Source organism: Nocardiopsis sp. KDC1DS13DA1 (assembly GCF_055632325.1).
In genome coordinates, this window is the sequence record NZ_JBVMUY010000009.1 from 161552 (window position 1) to 178163 (window position 16612).

The window sequence follows — 16612 nt, forward strand, 5'->3', positions numbered from 1 at the left end:
TCCAGACTGTGGGGTGGGTGCGTCCCGGCGGGTCGGGGTCAGGACGGGATGCGGACGAGTCCGATGTCCAGGCGGCAGATGGACGCGTCCTCCTGGCGTACGTCCACCTCGACGGCGGTGGTGGCGGACTCCGAGGGGTACTCGACCGTTCCGCCCTGGGTGTAGTAGACGTCGCCGGGCTGGGCGGTCTCCCCCGCGGGCAGGACGCGGGCCACCAGGTCGGTGCGCGGCTCCAGTTCGCCGAAGGCGCTGAACGTGGCGGTGATCTCGGCGGGGTAGGCCTTGGCGGCCGAGGTCCCCCGGGCCTCCAGGAGGGCGTTGAGCGAGATCTGCCGCGCGGCCTCGGCGAGCACCATGCCGGGGAGGTGGTCCTGGGCGTGGTCGAACATGCTCGCGTGCTCGGGGAGGACCCGCATCGAGGCGGAGGTGACGTCGGCGTCGGTGCGCAGACCGGCCAGGACGACGTTGTCGTGGCTGCTCCGGCCGACGAGGTAGGGCGCGGGCACCTCGCCGGGGACGGTGAACACGAAGTCCCGTGTGGAGGGCAGCGGGGCGCCGGAGCGGTTGCTGGAGCGCAGCCGCTGGTAGCTCTCCGGAGACTTGAAGCGCAGTCCGACGACGGCGGTGCCGACCTCGGCGTCGTCGACGAAAAGGCGGAAGCGGGCGTCGTAGCCGACCACGCGCCCCTCCTTGATCCGCTTGTCCTCGATCGAGGCCAGCATCTTCAGCGCGCTGGGCGCCGACCCGACGACCATCCGGTCCGGGCGGTCGATGCGCACGCTGAGGACGGTGAGGACGAACTTGTGGTCGAAGGGGACCCCGTAGTGGGTGTGCGCGAGGGCCAGCCCCGCCTGACGGCAGGCCTCCAGCAGCAGAACGGGGTCGTGCAGACGCGGGCGCTGCACGTGGTCGCCGTAGTAGGCGTGTGATCGGGGCAGCTGCGCCGCGGCCGCGTGGGCGTCACCGCCGAGGGACCGGGTGTCGGTGACGAACACCTCCGCCAGGGCCTCGCGGTGGACGACCGTCCGGTCGAGGGTCCGCGCGTAGTCCAGGCGCGGGTCCTGCGGTCGCTCGCCCGCCTCGTCGACGGCCAGGAGGTTCTGCACTGGCATCTGCATGATGTGTCTCACATTCCTCTTGCTCATGGACCTGGTGGGGCGGGAGGGCCGGGGCCGGGACCTCCTGGGGAGCTCGGAGCAGTGGACGGGCAGGGTCGTGTGGCGTCGCGCCACCGGGAGCGGGGACCGGCGACCCGGGCACTCAGCCTGACCGGGGTGCCGCACCGCGCCGGGTGTCCCGCGGTTCCGTGGTCGGCGTCACCGTTCCTCACCTCTGCATCGAATTCTTATAACCATCTAGCCACGGAGGAGCATAAGGTATCTTATGATCATCGTCAATCTTATAGATATCCCCGGCGGGCGACCCGCGGCCCCCGGGCACCCCACCGACACCGGATCGATCGGAGCTCGTCGAGATGCCGTTGACCAGTGAGGACACCACGTCGAACCGCACCCCCCGGACCCCGGTAGAACCCGCGGACGTCCTGGTGGTCGGCGCCGGACCCGTGGGACTGACCGCCGCCTGCGAACTCATCCGGCGGGGGGTCAGCGTCCGGCTCGTCGACCGGGCGGAACAGGCCTCCCCCTTCCCCAAGGCCCTCCTGCTGTGGCCGCGCACGCTCGACATGCTGGACGACATGGGCTCCCTCGGCGCCGCCAGGGAGGCCGGAATCGACATCAACACGTTCCGCTACTACTCCTCGCGGGAACCGCTGGCCGCCTTCACCTTCCCCGAGCACCTCACCCCGCTGTGCCTGCCGCAGAGCGAGACCGAGCGCGTGCTCACCGACCGCCTGCACGAGCTGGGCGGGCACATCGAGCGCGGTGTCCGCCTCCTGGCCTTCGACGGCCTCGACTTCTCCGGGGACATCACCAACACCGACGGGGTGACCGCCGTCCTGGAGCACCGGGACGGGACGGTGGAGCGCTACCGCACGCCCTTCGTCATCGGCGCGGACGGGGCGGGCAGCGCGGTCCGCGCCCAGATCGGCACGGGGTTCAGCGGCAGCACCTACGAGTCGGCGTTCGCCCTGGTCGACTGCCGTATCGAGGGTGACCTGCCCACCGACGAGGCGCTCTACTACCAGTCGCCGCAGGGCGCGCTCGTCATCGTCGCCCTGCCCGACGGGGTGTTCCGCTTCTTCAGCAGCCTGCCGCCCGGCGAGAAGGTGAGCGTGGAGCTGCTCCAGCGGATCGCCGACGAGCAGGGCCCCGGCGGCGTGCGCCTGGTCGACCCCGTGTGGGAGTCGGTCTTCCGCGTCCACCGCAGGCACGCCGACGAGTTCCAGCGCGGCCGCGTCTTCGTCGCCGGGGACGCCGCCCACGTACACAGCCCGGCGGGCGGCCAGGGTCTCAACACCGGGATGCAGGACGCGCAGAACCTGGCCTGGAAACTGGCGGCCGTACTCGACGGCCGGGCGGAGCCGTCACTGCTCTACACCTACCAGCACGAACGCCAGGACGTGGCGCGCCAGGTCGTGCGCGACACCGACATCCAGACCCGGGGGTGGATGCTCAAGCACCCGCTCCAGACCACCGCCCGGGACGCCGCGTTCCGCGCCCTGGAGCCGATGATGGAGCGGCACTACCTGCCGGTGATGGCCGGGTACCGGTTCCGCTACACCCCCACCCGCAGCACGCAGGAACCGGCCTGGCCCTCCTCCTGCCTCCTCACCCAGCGGCGGTCGGGTGCCGTCCGGGTCGGGCACGCCCTGCCGCGCGCGCTGGCCGTCCGGCTCGGCGTCGGCGGCCCCGGGCGCGAGGGCGGGGCCGCCGCCCCGCCCGGGTGGACGGTCGCCGTCGTCCCGGGCGGATCAGGGGTGGAGGGCGACCTGGGCGCGGCCGTCGCGGACCGGCCCGACGTCACCGTGCGGACCCTGGCGGCGGACGAGGCCGCCGCGCACCGGCTGTGCCCGGCTCCCGGCTACCACCTGGTCCGCCCCGACGGATACGTGGCCGCCCACGGGCACGGCGCCGACCGGGTCCGGCTGCGCGCCGAACTCACCGCGCACCTGGGCGCGCCCAACCCCGAGGCGACCGCGGACTGAACCGCACCCGCTGGCGCAGGGCCCCGGACCGCCGACCCGGCCGTCGGCGGTCCGGGGCACGCGGCGGCCGGTTCCGTCCGCGGGCGGAGCCGGCCGTTCAGCTCCAGCCGTACCGGTGCCGCAGCACGTCCGCGACCAGCCAGAACCTCTCCTCATCCAGGACGGCCGCCTCCCGGCGGATACCGTCCTCCTCGAACTCGAAGAGGCGGTCCACCCGAAGGTGGGAGTCCCGGCCCTCCCGGTCCCACGGTCCGCTGCCGATGGGCAGCCAGTCCTGGCTCTCCCACGCCTCGGGGGTCTGGGACGAGAGCATGAGACCGTGCAGTCGGTCGTCCTTGCGCCCCACGACGAGCATCGGCCGGTCCTTGCCCTGGGAGGGGTCCTCCTCGTAGGGGACCCACGTCCACACGATCTCGCCCGCGTCGGCGAGGCCGTCCCGTTCGGGGGCGTAGACGATCCGGGTCGCGTTGCCTTCGGTGGGGATCTCGCGGACCTGGCCGCGTTGGGGGTGGGTGGCGCTTCCGCGCTCCGTCTGTTCGCTCACGGGGGCATCCTAGACGCGCGGGAGGTCAGCAGGCGTCGAAGACATGGCCGGGATCGCCGGGGACGACCAGGTCGCGGTCGCGCAGGATCGCGGCCTCGGGGGTGTCGGGGGCGGCGCACGCCTCCGCGAAGGGGACGGTGAGGGTGTCGGGGTACTCGACGGCGAGGACGGCGTCCCCGTACACGTCCGTGTAGGCCGCGCACTCGTCGTAGGCCACGCACTCCTCGGCGACCGCCATGTCGAACCCGGCCTCCATCCGCGCACGCTCCGCGAGTTCGGCGGCGTTCTTCTGGGCGGCGGCCATGCCGAGGTCGTGGGCGGCGGCGACCAGGTCGGCCGCGAGCGCGAGCGCGTCGTCGTCGGTGAACGCGCCGCCGGAGCGGGTGTGGGAGTCGAGGTTGTCGAACTCCACGGCGTCGAACCCCCTCTCCGCGCAGTCCCGGACGGTCACCGCCACGACGTCGGCCACCGCCTCCCGCCGGGCGTCGGTGGAGATGTCCAGCAGGAGTTCGTCCGGCCACTCCGGGTCGGCCACGAGGACGCCGTCGGCGTCGCGCAACAGCAGGTCCGGATGGTCCTCGACCCACCGCTCCCGCTCCTGGGGCTGGGTCTGGAAGCCGTTGACGTAGCAGACCGAGTACAGCCCGGGCGCGGGCTCGGCCGTGGCGTCGCGCACCACCGCGACCACGTCCGGGGCGGGGTCGTAGGCACCGCCGAGCTGGTAGTCGAACACGCCCGGGGGCGGCAGGCGCACGGGGTCGTCCCCGGGACCCGAGCACCCGGCGCACAGCACGGCCAGGGCGGCCAGACGTGCTGCGGTGCGGACGGCGGACCCCCGGGCTCCGGGCCCGGCGCTCCGCCGGCCCGCCGCCCGCCACCCCGCTGCGCTCGTCATACCATCCACCTCACGATGATAATCAAATCCCTGATGACCCTCATGTGACTTTCATAGACAAGAACACATACTTGCGCAGCCGCGTCGAACCGCGCACGAGAGCGAGCACACGGGCACCCGCGTCGACGCCGTACGGCACGTCGACGACGCGCCCGACGCCAGCTCCGACACCGAGGTCGGTGTGGAGGACCTCCGGCGCCGGGAGATCCGCAGCGGCCGCGTCCCCGGCGGAGCACGCGTCGCGACGGACCCCGGACGGACCGCCCGGGTCCTTGGGGGGAGGCGGCCGTGCCCACCCTCGGCAGCGCGGGCGTCGCGCGCCTCCCGGGCTTGGGCGTGGAGCCGCCCGCCTGGCGGCTGACCCAACGCGAGGTCGTCGGGGCCGCGGGACACCCCGGGCTTCGACCACCGCCCGGCGTCGGCGGCCGCACCCGTCTGCTCGCCATCAGCCGCCCCGGCGCGCGCCGGGGCGGACCCTTTCACAGGAGCACGAGGTCGTCGCGGTGCACCAGTTCACGCTCGTAGGACGGACCCATCTCGCGGGCCAGCCACCTGGTCGACCGGCCCATCATGTCCGGGACCTCGGAGGCGTCGTAGTTGACCAGTCCCCGGGCGACCACGGTGCCGCACTCGTCGCGCAGGTCCACGGGGTCGCCCGCGCTGAAGTCGCCCGTCACCTTGACCACGCCCGCGGGCAGCAGCGAGGCCTTCTCACTCACGACCGCGACCACCGCTCCCGGGTCCAGGACCAGGCTGCCCCGGCCCGCGGTCGCGTGGGCCAGCCACAGCTGGCGGGTCGAGGGACGGCGGCCCTCGGCCGGGGCGAAGAGGGTGCCCACCCGCTCCCCCGCCAGGGCGGCGCGCGCGTTGGCGGCCGAGGTCAGGACCGTCTGCACCCCCGCCTCGGTGGCGATGCGCGCCGACTCCACCTTCGTCACCATGCCGCCGGTGCCCACGCCCCGCTTGCCGGCGCTGCCGATGTCGATGCCGTCCAGGTCCTGCGGGCCGCGCACGAGGTCGACCACGGAGGTGGACGGGTCGGAGGGGTTCCCGTCGTACAGGGCGTCCACGTCGGAGAGCAGGACGAGGGCGTCGGCGCGCATGAGGTGGGCGACGAGGGCGGCCAGGCGGTCGTTGTCACCGAAGCGGATCTCGTGGGTGGCCACGGTGTCGTTCTCGTTGACGATCGGTACCGCCCCGATGTCCAACAGACGGCGCAGTGTGCGCTGCGCGTTGCGGTGCTGCACCCGCCGCATCATGTCCTCCACCGTGAGCAGGACCTGGGCGGCGTTGAGGCCGTGCCGGGTCAGCTCGGCGGTGTAGGAGGCGAGCAGCAGCCCCTGGCCGACACTGGCCGCGGCCTGCTGCGAGGCCAGGTCCCGCGGGCGCCGGGCCAGCCCCAGGGGGGTCATCCCGGCCGCCACGGCTCCGGAGGAGACCAGGATGACCTCCTGGCCGAGGTCGCGGCGGGCCGCCAGGACCTCGACGAGGTCGCGGATACGACCGGAGTCGATCCGGCCCTCGGGGGTCGTCAGCGACGACGACCCCACCTTGACCACGACCCGCCGGGCGGTCGCCACCGCCTTGCGGCCCGCGACCTCGAGTGCGTCGATCTGTTCGGTTCTCACGCTGTCCACCGGGGGCTTTCCATCCGTGGCACGGCTCCGGTTCCGGCCGCCGTGCGCGTACCTGAGTGTGGGTCCGGCTGGTGTGGAGCGGCGTCCCCGCGCGGTTCAGCCCAGCCGGGCGTCGGTTCCGCGCGGGCCGGCAGGAACGGCCTCGGCGTCGGTCGACGGGTCCCAGTCGAAGACCACGGAGTCCTCCTCGGTGCCGATGTGCACCTCGGCACCCTCGGTGGCGCCCGCCTTGGCCAGCTCCTCCTCGATACCGAGGCGGTTGAGGCGCTCGGCGAGGTAGCCGACGGCCTCGTCGTTGGAGAAGTCGGTCTGGCGCACCCAGCGGGCGGGCTTGTCACCGCGCACGCGGAAGGCGTTGCCTCCCAGCGGCAGGACCTCGAACGGGGTGTCGCCGATCATCTTCGGGCGGATCACGATCCGGGTGGGCTCGGCCACGGGCGCGGCCTCGCGTGCGGCGGCCACCTGCTCCGCCAGGGCGAAGGACAGCTCGCGCAGGCCCTCGCGGGAGGCGGCGGAGACCTCCATGACGCGGTACCCGCGCTCGACCAGCATCGGGGTGACCAGCTCGGCGAGTTCGCGGGCCTCGGGCACGTCCACCTTGTTCAGTGCGACGATGCGCGGGCGGTCGGACAGGTCGACTCCGGTGCGCTCACCGTAGGCGGTCAGCTCGGCCTCCAGGGCCTCCAGGTCGCTGACCGGGTCGCGGCCGGGCTCGTAGGTCGCGCAGTCGAGCACGTGCAACAGGGTGGAACAGCGCTCGATGTGGCGCAGGAACTCCAGGCCCAGGCCCCTGCCGTCACTGGCACCCGGGATGAGGCCGGGCACGTCGGCGATCACGTACTGGACGGCGCCCGCCTCGACCACGCCGAGGTTGGGGATGAGGGTGGTGAAGGGGTAGTCGGCGATCTTGGGGCGGGCGGCGGAGAGAGCGGCGATGAGCGACGACTTGCCCGCGCTGGGAAAGCCCACCAGGCCGACGTCGGCGATGGTCTTCATCTCCAGGCGCACGTCGAAGGCCTCACCCTCCTCGCCCTTGAGGGCGAAGCCGGGCGCCTTGCGCTTCTTGGAGGCCAGTGCCGCGTTGCCCAGTCCGCCGGAGCCGCCCCTGGCCAGCACGAGCCGGGTCCCGTGGCCGACCAGGTCGGCGACGGTCTCACCGTCCGCGCGGGTGACCACGGTGCCGTCCGGGACGGTGAGCACGAGGTCGCCGCCGTTGGCACCGGCGCGGTGGCCGCCCTGGCCGGGGGTGCCGTTCTGGGCGCTGCGATGGGGGCGGCGCTGGTAGTCCAGGAGCGTGGCCGTCTGGGCGTCGACCTCCAGGACGACGTCGCCGCCGTTCCCGCCGTTGCCCCCGTCCGGGCCGCCCAGCGGCTTGAACTTCTCCCGGTGCACGGAGGCACAGCCATGCCCGCCGTTCCCGGCCTTGACGTGCAAGACCGCCTCGTCGACGAAGTCAGGCATAGCTCTCCCCGTTACTCGTGCGGTCCCGTCCTTCGACGGAGACCGCGAACCACACGCGTCAACCAGTGACAACGCGAGGGGCGGGCCAGTGTTCCCTGGCCCGCCCCGAAACCCACAACGTCCGCGCGCGACCTACTCGGCGGCGGCGGGAACGATGTTCACTGCCTTGCGGCCGCGGTAGTTGGCGAACTTGACCTCGCCGCCGACCAGGGCGAACAGCGTGTCGTCGCCACCACGGCCGACGTTGGCACCCGGGTGGAACTTGGTGCCGCGCTGACGGATCAGGATCTCGCCAGCCGAAACGGTCTGACCGCCGAAGCGCTTGACACCAAGCCGCTTGGCGTTGGAGTCGCGACCGTTACGGCTGGACGAAGCGCCCTTCTTGTGTGCCATCTCTCCAGGCCTCCTACTTCGCCGCGATGCCGGTGACGCGCACCTGGGTGTGCTTCTGGCGGTGACCCATGCGCTTCTTGTAACCGGTCTTGTTCTTGTACTTCAGGATGTTGATCTTGGGACCAGTGGTCTCACCGAGAACCTCGGCGGTGACCGTGTACCCGCTCAGCTTGTCGGCCTCGCTGATGACGTTGTCACCGTCGACGACAAGGATGGGCTGCCATGTCAGGGTGGCGCCGGTCTCCTCGGAGACCCTGTCGATGTTCAGGACGTCATCGACGGACACCTTCTCCTGTCGGCCGCCCGCTCGCACGATCGCGTACACCGGGTAACTCTCTTCCTGCTCGCTCAACGAATAATGCACTCACTGGGACCATTCCCGGGGGAAGGCCATCCCCGCTCACGCGGGGCCCCCGGGTCAGCCCTGCCTGTGCCAGGCCTGGCTGTGAAGGGGCCGCTCCCACCGCGGTGGGAAGAAGCCTCGTTCCACGATCCACTAATCGCCTGTAGCGGGGCGCGGGGATCTGAGGGAAACAAACCCTGCGTGGAGAGCACTTCGGTGTCGGGGCGCGCGATCACACGCAGCGCGCCGACGCACCGCCCATCAGATTACCACCGACCCGCTGCGGGGCTGTACACCTGCCTGCTGTGGTCCTCCGCTTGGAACCGTGTTCGGGCGCTCCCGGGACGGGGACGCCCCGTCCACGCCCACGGCTCGACCCGCCGCGCAGCAGCCTGCCCGCGCCCGGGCGGCGACCCCTGGGGTGACCGCCCAGGAGACCCACGGCACGCGTCCGTCCCCGTGGAGCGACCCACGGGGACGGACGCGGCGGGTGGCCTAACCGGCCTCCACCGCGGTCGGCGAGGTGGCCGCCGCCTTGGTGCGCCGGGTCCGACGGCGCTTCGGGCGTTCCGCCGCCTCGTCCTCGGTGCCGGCGGCGGGTGCCTCCGGTTCCGGGGCCGTGTCCTCGGCGGGCGCCTCGGCCGCGGCACGGGCGGTACGACGCGTCGTCGTCCGCCTGGTCCGGGTCTTCTTCACCGGGGCCTCGGGCTCCGCCTCGGCGGCCTCGGGCGCGGGCGCCGCGGCCTCCTCCGCGGGAGCGCTGCGGAGGGCATCGTCTCCGGCCGGTTCCTCGGCGACGGCCTCGGCCGCCTCGGCGCTCTTGCGGGCACGGGTGGTCCGCTTCCTGACCCGCTTCGCGGGCTTGTCCACGGCTTCGGCGGACTCCTCGGCGGCGGGCGCGGCCTCGGCCGCCTCCTCGGCCTTGGCGGCCCCGGCCTTCTCCGCCCGGTCGGCCTTCTTCTCCGACTTCTGGGCCCGGCCCTGCTTCTCGGCCTTCTCGGCCTTGTCCGGCTTCTCAGCCTTCTCGGACTTCTCGGCCTTGTCCGCCTTCTCGGCGGGCTGGTCGGCCTCGCCCTTGCCCTTCTTCTTCTTGCGACCGCTGTTGCCGCCCTTGCCCTCCACCGGCTCGGTGGACAGCAGCAGGCCGCGGCCGTTGCAGTGGTCGCACGAGTGCGAGAAGGCCTCCAGGAGCCCCTGGCCGACCCGCTTACGGGTCATCTGCACCAGGCCGAGCGAGGTGACCTCGGCCACCTGGTGCTTGGTGCGGTCCCTGGACAGGCACTCCAGCATGCGGCGCAGCACGAGGTCGCGGTTGGACTCCAACACCATGTCGATGAAGTCGATCACGATGATGCCGCCGATGTCGCGCAACCGGAGCTGGCGGACGATCTCCTCCGCCGCCTCCAGGTTGTTCTTGGTGACCGTCTCCTCGAGGTTGCCGCCCTGACCGGTGAACTTGCCGGTGTTGACGTCGACCACGGTCATGGCCTCGGTGCGGTCGATGATCAGCGACCCGCCGCTGGGCAGCCAGACCTTGCGTTCGAGGGCCTTGTTGATCTGCTCGTCGATCCGGTAGGCGGCGAAGACGTCACGGTCGTCGGTCCAGTGGGAGAGCCGCTCGGACAGGTTGGGCGCCACGTAGTCCACGTACTCGTGGACGGTGCTCCACGCCTCCTCACCGGCGACCACCAGGCTGGAGAAGTCCTCGTTGAACACGTCCCGCACGACCCGCACCGTGAGGTCGGGCTCGCTGTTGAGCAGGGACGGGGCGTTCGCCGACTTGGACTTGCGCTTGATGGACTCCCACTGGTTGGCCAGACGCGAGATGTCGCGCTCCAGCTCCTCCTCGCTGGCCCCCTCCGCAGCGGTGCGCACGATCACGCCCGCGCCGGACGGCATGACCTTCTTGAGGATCTGCTTGAGGCGTGCGCGCTCCTTGTCGGGGAGCTTGCGGCTGATCCCGGTCATGGAGCCGCCGGGCACGTACACCAGGTAGCGGCCGGGAAGGCTGATCTGGCTGGTCAGCCGGGCGCCCTTGTGCGCGATCGGGTCCTTGGTGACCTGCACCAGGACCGACTGGCCCGACTTGAGGACCGACTCGATGCGCTTGGGCTGGCCGTCCAGCCCGAAGGAGTCCCAGTTGACCTCGCCCGCGTACAGGACGGCGTTGCGGCCCTTGCCGATGTCGACGAAGGCGGCCTCCATGGACGGCAGGACGTTCTGCACCCGGCCCAGGTAGACGTTGCCCACGTAGGAGCGGTGGGTGGAGCGGTCGACGTAGTGCTCGACCAGGACGTCGTCCTCCAGCACCGCGATCTGGGTGCGGTCGCCGTTGCGGCGGATCACGAGGTCGCGCTTGACCGATTCGCGGCGGGCCAGGAACTCCGACTCGGTGACGATCGGAGGACGGCGGCGGCCCTGCTCACGGCCCTCGCGGCGGCGCTGCTTCTTGGCCTCCAGCCGGGTGGAGCCACGGACCGCCTGGACCTCGTCCTCGATCGGCTTCTCCTGGCGCGGCTCGCGCACCTTGACCACGGTGTTGGGCGGGTCGTCGGTGGTGCCCTCTGCGGCGGCCCCGGCCCTGCGGCGGCGACGGCGGCGACGGCGGCTGCCCCGCTCGCCCTCCTCGGCGGCGAACTGTTCGGGCGCGGCCTCGGCGCTCTCCTCAGCGGCCTTCTCGCCCTCGGCCGACGGTTCCTCGTCCGCCCTCTCCGCGAAGTCGCCGCCGGTCTCCTCGCCGGTGCGCGAACGGCCCCGGCCCCGGCCGCCGCGGCGGCGACGGCGGCGGCTCGGCCGATCCTCCGAGGTGTCGGCGTCCTCGGCGTCCTCGGTGGTCTCGGCGGGCTCCTCGGCCCGGGCGCCGGTCTCCTCCGCGACCTCCTCGTCCTCCACGGCCTCGGCCTCGGTCGGCTCGACGCGGGAGGGGGCGCCCTGCTGGGCGACCGGCGGCTGGAAGAGCATCGCGGGCGACTGGAAGACGGCGCCACCGCTCCCGGAGGCCTCCTCGGCACCCTCGGACGGGGCGGCCTCGGCGGCCTTGGGCTCCTCGGCCGGCGCGGGCTCGGCGGCCCTGCGCCTGCCGCCCCTGCGCCTGGCGGTCTGGGGCTCCTCGTCCGGGGCGGGCTCGGTTTCCTTCCTCGCGGCGGCCCTGGTGGCCCGCCCGCGGCTCGCGGGCGCCTCCTCGGAGGGACTGCCGGCGGCGCGCACGGTGCGCCTGCGCGGGGTGCTGGCCACGGCGGTCTTGACCGTGCCGCCCTCACCGGTCCCGGCGAGGGTGGTCACCGGCTGGGCGGGGGCGGTGCCGGTGTCGTCCGGTTCGGGGGGCGGTCCGGCGGCGCGGCGTGCGCCCTTGGCGGACGCGGGCGTGGTCACCCGCACACCGCCGTCCCCCGCAGGGGGCGTCGCCGCCTTGGCGTCGGTTGTTTCAGTTGTACCCGCGGCGCCGTCGGCGCCGTTCGTGGGCTCGTTGTCGAGCATCCGGGCGGTCTCCCGTCAAAGTCCTCGGGCGCGCCGCGACCTCTCGGTCGGCGGCGCGGCTCACGAGAACTGTCGTCGCTGTGTCAGCGCCGGCGGCACCGGAGTGTCGCCGGGGCAAAGTCCTGTGGTCGCGCCCATGTACCCCACCTTGGGCCGCTCATGGGTGCGGTCCCGTCATGGGCGCCGACGGCCGTGGTGCGTTCTCGCTCCGCTCGTCGCCTTCGGCCGCGGGTCCGGTGCCCACGGTGGTGTGGGCGTCGGGCCGGTCCGCGGTGAGCGGGTCCGCGATCGCACCTGTCGTCTCGTCCAGTGGCCCCTGCGCCAGCCGGGTCATCAGCGGTGATGACGGCGGCGCGAGGTCGGCCACGAGGCGCAGGCCGGTCAGCACGTCGTCCGGTCGCACGGCAGGTGTCGTGTGCCGAACGACCATTCGAAGTATGGCATATGTCGCGTGTTGTTCCCCTGGGGCGCGCCCGTCGGGCACACCGGCCACGTCGAGTCGGACCACCGCCGGGCGTGCGTCGAACCGGCGTCGGCCCTTCTTCGTCATCCGTTCCACCTCGACGCTGTCGGCGGCCAGGAAGGCCCGCGCCGCCTCGGCGGCCGCGTCGGGGTCGACGCCCGCCAGTTCCACCCGCCACTCGGAGGCCTGGAGCCGGTCGGCGAGCCCGGAGGCACGCGCCTCCACGACCTCGACGATGTCCACGCCCTCGGGCATGGCCGCGTCGATGTCGGCTCTGATCCGTTCGGGGTCGCGTTCCTCGGCCAGGGTGAGTTCGAGGTACTCCGCGTCACTGGCGACCCCGGTGGGGGCCGCACCGGTGTAGGAGACCTTCGGGTGCGGCGAGAAGCCCGCGGAGAACGCGACCGGCACATCCGCCCTACGCAGGGCGCGTTCCAGCGCCCGGGCGATGTCGCGATGACTGGCGAATCTCATCCGGCCCCGCTTGGCGTAGCGCACACGGAGCCGTTGGCCGGGTCTGGTGGTGGAGGGTGAGGTGGTGCCCTCGGATGCGGGGGGCAGCTCAACTCCTTTCCTCATGCCCCCGGTGGGGTCGACGTGCGACCTGAAGGGGCTGTTCCTCAGTCCTGTTCAGCGTACGGTGCGCGGTGGTGCACATGCGCCAACAGGACCACGCATACCGGTATCTCCCCCACTGACCTGCGGTCGAAAAGTCCTGATGCCATCCGGGCGGAGAGCGAACCGGTATTCACCACCAGAACGCGGAGGGCCCGAAAAAAAATCCGGAGAAAATCCGGATCCGATGGCAACCCCCCGCCCGCGCCGCGAGTCCTACTACACGTACGGCCCGGCGCGAGCGGGGCGCCGGGCCGTACTCCTTCCTCCCGGACGGCTCCCCCTCGCGGGGTAGAGCACCCGGAGCGCGCATCCTACTGGACGGTCACCCTCGGCTGCCAGAGCACCCTTCCCGGTCACCTCCCGGCACCCGGCTCCCGCAACCCCGAGAGCACCGCGTCCGCCAGGCGCTCCCGGACCGCCGCGCCGGACCCACCCGACCACGGGGAGCACCGGCCACGGGAAGGGTGACCGGTCCCCGCGGTGGTCCCCCTGCCCGCTACTTCACCGTGAGCGGGAGCAGCGGCCGCCCGTCCGACGGGGCGTTGATCTGGATCTCCGTCCCCATGCTCGGACACACACCGCAGTCGTAGCAGGGGTTCCACCGGCAGTCGTCGATCTCGACCGACTCCTCCCCGTGCAGCGAGTCCTGCCAGTCCTGCCACAGCCACGAGCGGTCCAGCCCCGCGTCGAGGTGGTCCCACGGCAGGACCTCGTCCTCGTCGCGCTCGCGGACGGTGTACCAGTCCAGGTCCACCGCCGTGTCCGCCAGCGCGGTCTCCGCCGCCCCGGCCCAGCGGTCGTAGGAGAAGTGCTCGCTCCAGCCGTCGAAGCGGCCGCCCGAACGCCACACCTCCTCGACGACCCGGCCCACGCGGCGGTCACCGCGCGAGAGCAGTCCCTCGATGATCGAGGGCCGCCCCTCGTGGTAGCGCAACCCGATGGACCTGCCGTACCTGCGGTCGCCCCGCAGCCGGTCGCGCAGCTTGCGCAGGCGCGCGTCCACCACCTCGTGCGCGGTCTGCCCCGCCCACTGGAAGGGGGTCTGCGGCTTGGGCACGAACCCGCCGATGGACACCGTGCACCGGATGTCCTTGCGGCCGGTCACCTCGCGGCCGGTGCGGATCACCGCGGTGGCCAGCTCGGCGATGGCCAGGACGTCCTCGTCCTCCTCGGTGGGCAGCCCGCACATGAAGTACAGCTTCACCTGCCGCCACCCGGCCGCGTAGGCGGCGGTCACCGTGCGGATGAGGTCCTCCTCGGTGACCATCTTGTTGATCACGCGGCGCATCCGCTCGCTGCCGCCCTCGGGCGCGAAGGTCAGCCCGGACCGGCGCCCGTTCCGGGTCAGTTCGTTGGCCAGGTCGATGTTGAAGGCGTCCACGCGCGTGGAGGGCAGCGACAGCCCCGTGTTGGTGCCCTCGTAGCCGTCGGCCAGGCCCTTGGCGATGTCGCCGATCTGACTGTGGTCGGCACTCGACAGGGACAGCAGGCCCACCTCCTGGAAACCGGTGGCCTTCACCCCCTCGTCGACCATCCGCCTGACCGTCTCCTCGTTGCGCTCGCGCACCGGCCGGGTGATCATCCCCGCCTGGCAGAACCGGCAGCCCCGGGTGCACCCGCGGAAGATCTCCACGCTGTAGCGCTCGTGCACGGACTCGGCGGTCGGCACGATCGGCTTCTTGGGGTAGGGCCACCGGTCCAGGTCCATCACGGTGTGCTTCTGCACCGTGCCCGGCACCCCCGGACGGTTGGGCGTGTAGGCGGCGATCCGGCCGTCGTCGTGGTAGGCCACGTCGAAGAAGCGCGGCACGTACACCCCGCCCGTGGCGGCCAGCCGGAGCAGGAGAGCGTCACGCCCGCCGGGCTCGCCCTCCTCCTTGAACTCGCGGATGATCTCGGTGATCGCGAGCGCGACCTCCTCGCCGTCGCCCAGCACCACGGCGTCCAGGAAGTCCGCGATCGGCTCCGGGTTGAACGCCGAGTGGCCGCCCGCCAGCACGATCGGGTGCCCCTCGCCACGGTCGGCGGAGCGCAGCGGGACACCCGCCAGGTCCAGCGCCGTGAGCAGGTTCGTGTACCCCATCTCACTGGCGAAGCTCACACCCAGCACGTCGAACGCCGACAGCGGGCGGTGGGCGTCCACGGTGAAGTGCGGGACGCCGTGCTCGCGCATCAGTGACTCCAGGTCCGGCCAGACCGCGTACGCGCGCTCGGCCAGCACCCCCTCGCGCTCGTTGAGCACCTCGTAGAGGATCTGGACACCCTGGTTGGGCACTCCGACCTCGTAGGCGTCCGGGTACATCAGCGCCCAGCGCACCGAGGTGCCGTCCCACTCCTTGACCACGGAGTTGAGTTCGCCCCCGACGTACTGGATGGGCTTGCCCACCTTCGCCAGCAGGGGTTCCAGGCGCGGGAAGACGCTTTCGACGGACATGGCGAGACCTTCGGTCGATGACGGACGTGCGGTTCCTCCAGGCTACCGGCGCACGGAGCGAATCACTCGAACCCGCGGTCCCGCGAGCTCACGGCCAGGACGAGCCCGAGCGCCACGAGGTTGGCGACGATGGCGGTGCCGCCGTAGGAGACGAACGGCAGCGGCAGCCCCGTGACCGGGACGATCCCCAGTCCCATCCCGATGTTGATGAAGCTCTGGAAGAAGAGCCACGCGGCCACCCCCACACACAGCAGCCGGGGGTAGGGCTGGTCGCACCCCTGCGCGATGCGCAGGATCCGCCAGAGGATCACGGCGAACAGCGCGACCATCGTCCCGGCCCCCACGAACCCGAGCTCCTCTCCGGCCACCGTGAAGATGAAGTCCGTGTGCTGCTCGGGCACGAACCGCCCGTGTGTCTGCTCGCCCTGGAACAGGCCCGCGCCGTCGAACCCGCCCGAGCCCACGGCGATCAGCGCCTGGGCCGAGTTGTACCCCGCGCCCTGCGGGTCCGCGGTCGGATCCATCAGGGTGGCCAGCCGGTCCATCTGGTAGGGCTCCAGCAGGTCGAACCACCAGACCGCGGCGCCCGCCGCCACTCCGCACGCGAGCATGCCCGCCACCCACGCGATCGGGGCCCCCGACATCGTGAGGATCCCCAGGAAGATCACCCCGAGCACGAGCGTGGTCCCCAGGTCGGGCTGCAACAGCACCAGCGCGAGCGGCAGCGCGAGGACCAGCAGGCCGTACAGCACGTCCCGGGTCATCGGTTTGGTCTCGCCGTCGCGGGGCTCGCCCAGGAGCGTGGCCAGCATGAGCACCAGGCCGATCTTGGCCAGCTCACTGGGCTGGAACTGGAAACCGCCGATCACGATCCAGCCGCGCGACCCGTTGATGACCGCCCCCAGGGGGGTCAGCACCAGGATCAGCGCGATCACCGTGCCGCCGTACACCAGGTGCGCGTAGGCGCGCACCGCCCGGTAGTCGACCGAGGCCACCGCCAGGCACAGCGCCCAGGCCACCGCGAGGTGGGCCAGGTGGCGGCGCACGTGGCCGGTGGCCTCCAGCGGGCCGCTGCCGTCACCGGGCAGCGTCGCCGACCACACCAGCAGCGAACCGATCGCGCACAGCGCCAGCGCGGCGCCGACCAGCGTCCAGTCCAGGCGGCGGGCGGCGCCCGCGGCCGACCGGCCGAACCGGGCCCGGGACGCCGTCCCCGGCGGACCCACGTGTGTGCTCATCAC

Annotated in this window: 12 protein-coding genes; 1 reads left to right on the top strand and 11 read right to left on the bottom strand. The window is 72.4% G+C overall.

Translation table 11 applies throughout. From position 1 onward, the window contains the following. Positions 1-38: 38 nt before the first annotated feature. Entirely contained in the window at positions 39-1118 is a 1080-nt protein-coding gene (locus tag ACTVAJ_RS07130) for a ScbA/BarX family gamma-butyrolactone biosynthesis protein (protein WP_470387263.1), read from the bottom strand. Between the two features lie 356 nt (positions 1119-1474). Here ACTVAJ_RS07130 and ACTVAJ_RS07135 point away from each other — a divergent pair, with 356 nt between their 5' ends. Next, positions 1475-3106, top strand: coding sequence for an FAD-dependent monooxygenase (locus ACTVAJ_RS07135; RefSeq protein WP_470387264.1), 1632 nt, complete (start codon positions 1475-1477; stop codon positions 3104-3106). Positions 3107-3203: 97 nt separating this feature from the next. Here ACTVAJ_RS07135 and ACTVAJ_RS07140 read toward each other — a convergent pair whose 3' ends face one another. The 10 genes from ACTVAJ_RS07140 to rodA form a co-directional block, all read right to left on the bottom strand. Then, the gene (locus ACTVAJ_RS07140; RefSeq protein ID WP_470387265.1) at positions 3204-3650 is read right to left on the bottom strand and encodes a type II toxin-antitoxin system PemK/MazF family toxin; all 447 of its coding nucleotides are present in this window, start codon (positions 3648-3650) and stop codon (positions 3204-3206) included. A 25-nt stretch (positions 3651-3675) separates the two neighbouring features. After that, the gene (locus ACTVAJ_RS07145) at positions 3676-4545 is read right to left on the bottom strand and encodes an endo alpha-1,4 polygalactosaminidase (RefSeq protein ID WP_470387266.1); all 870 of its coding nucleotides are present in this window, start codon (positions 4543-4545) and stop codon (positions 3676-3678) included. 479 nt (positions 4546-5024) lie between these two features. After that, a complete protein-coding gene (proB, locus tag ACTVAJ_RS07150; RefSeq protein WP_470387267.1) occupies positions 5025-6182 on the bottom strand; it encodes a glutamate 5-kinase in 1158 nt (385 codons plus the stop codon). Positions 6183-6278: 96 nt separating this feature from the next. Continuing rightward, positions 6279-7643 (bottom strand): GTPase ObgE, encoded by a 1365-nt coding sequence (gene obgE / locus ACTVAJ_RS07155; RefSeq protein WP_470387268.1) that lies wholly within the window; start codon positions 7641-7643, stop codon positions 6279-6281. A gap of 132 nt (positions 7644-7775) precedes the next feature. Further along, the gene (gene rpmA / locus ACTVAJ_RS07160; protein WP_017597786.1) at positions 7776-8036 is read right to left on the bottom strand and encodes a 50S ribosomal protein L27; all 261 of its coding nucleotides are present in this window, start codon (positions 8034-8036) and stop codon (positions 7776-7778) included. A 13-nt stretch (positions 8037-8049) separates the two neighbouring features. Continuing rightward, positions 8050-8361, bottom strand: a complete 312-nt coding sequence (gene rplU / locus ACTVAJ_RS07165) for a 50S ribosomal protein L21 (RefSeq protein WP_470387293.1) — start codon at positions 8359-8361, stop codon at positions 8050-8052. A gap of 513 nt (positions 8362-8874) precedes the next feature. Then, entirely contained in the window at positions 8875-11856 is a 2982-nt protein-coding gene (locus ACTVAJ_RS07170; protein ID WP_470387269.1) for an Rne/Rng family ribonuclease, read from the bottom strand. Between the two features lie 157 nt (positions 11857-12013). Beyond that, complete coding sequence (locus ACTVAJ_RS07175; RefSeq protein ID WP_470387294.1) at positions 12014-12793, bottom strand: TIGR03936 family radical SAM-associated protein; 780 nt, start codon at positions 12791-12793, stop codon at positions 12014-12016. Between the two features lie 640 nt (positions 12794-13433). Then, on the bottom strand, positions 13434-15371 hold the full coding sequence (locus ACTVAJ_RS07180; protein WP_470387270.1) for a TIGR03960 family B12-binding radical SAM protein: 1938 nt from the start codon (positions 15369-15371) through the stop codon (positions 13434-13436). A 62-nt stretch (positions 15372-15433) separates the two neighbouring features. Then, on the bottom strand, positions 15434-16609 hold the full coding sequence (gene rodA, locus ACTVAJ_RS07185) for a rod shape-determining protein RodA (protein ID WP_470387271.1): 1176 nt from the start codon (positions 16607-16609) through the stop codon (positions 15434-15436). Between the last annotated feature and the right edge of the window lie 3 nt (positions 16610-16612).

Bases quoted from the DNA above. Each gene is read 5' to 3' on its own strand.
- ACTVAJ_RS07130 (WP_470387263.1), bottom strand. From the start codon at position 1,118: ATGCAGATGCCAGTGCAGAACCTCCTGGCCGTCGACGAGGCGGGCGAG.
- ACTVAJ_RS07135 (WP_470387264.1), top strand. From the start codon at position 1,475: ATGCCGTTGACCAGTGAGGACACCACGTCGAACCGCACCCCCCGGACC.
- ACTVAJ_RS07145 (WP_470387266.1), bottom strand. From the start codon at position 4,545: ATGACGAGCGCAGCGGGGTGGCGGGCGGCGGGCCGGCGGAGCGCCGGG.
- obgE (WP_470387268.1), bottom strand. From the start codon at position 7,643: ATGCCTGACTTCGTCGACGAGGCGGTCTTGCACGTCAAGGCCGGGAAC.
- rpmA (WP_017597786.1), bottom strand. From the start codon at position 8,036: ATGGCACACAAGAAGGGCGCTTCGTCCAGCCGTAACGGTCGCGACTCC.
- ACTVAJ_RS07170 (WP_470387269.1), bottom strand. From the start codon at position 11,856: ATGCTCGACAACGAGCCCACGAACGGCGCCGACGGCGCCGCGGGTACA.
- ACTVAJ_RS07175 (WP_470387294.1), bottom strand. From the start codon at position 12,793: ATGAGATTCGCCAGTCATCGCGACATCGCCCGGGCGCTGGAACGCGCC.
- ACTVAJ_RS07180 (WP_470387270.1), bottom strand. From the start codon at position 15,371: ATGTCCGTCGAAAGCGTCTTCCCGCGCCTGGAACCCCTGCTGGCGAAG.
- rodA (WP_470387271.1), bottom strand. From the start codon at position 16,609: ATGAGCACACACGTGGGTCCGCCGGGGACGGCGTCCCGGGCCCGGTTC.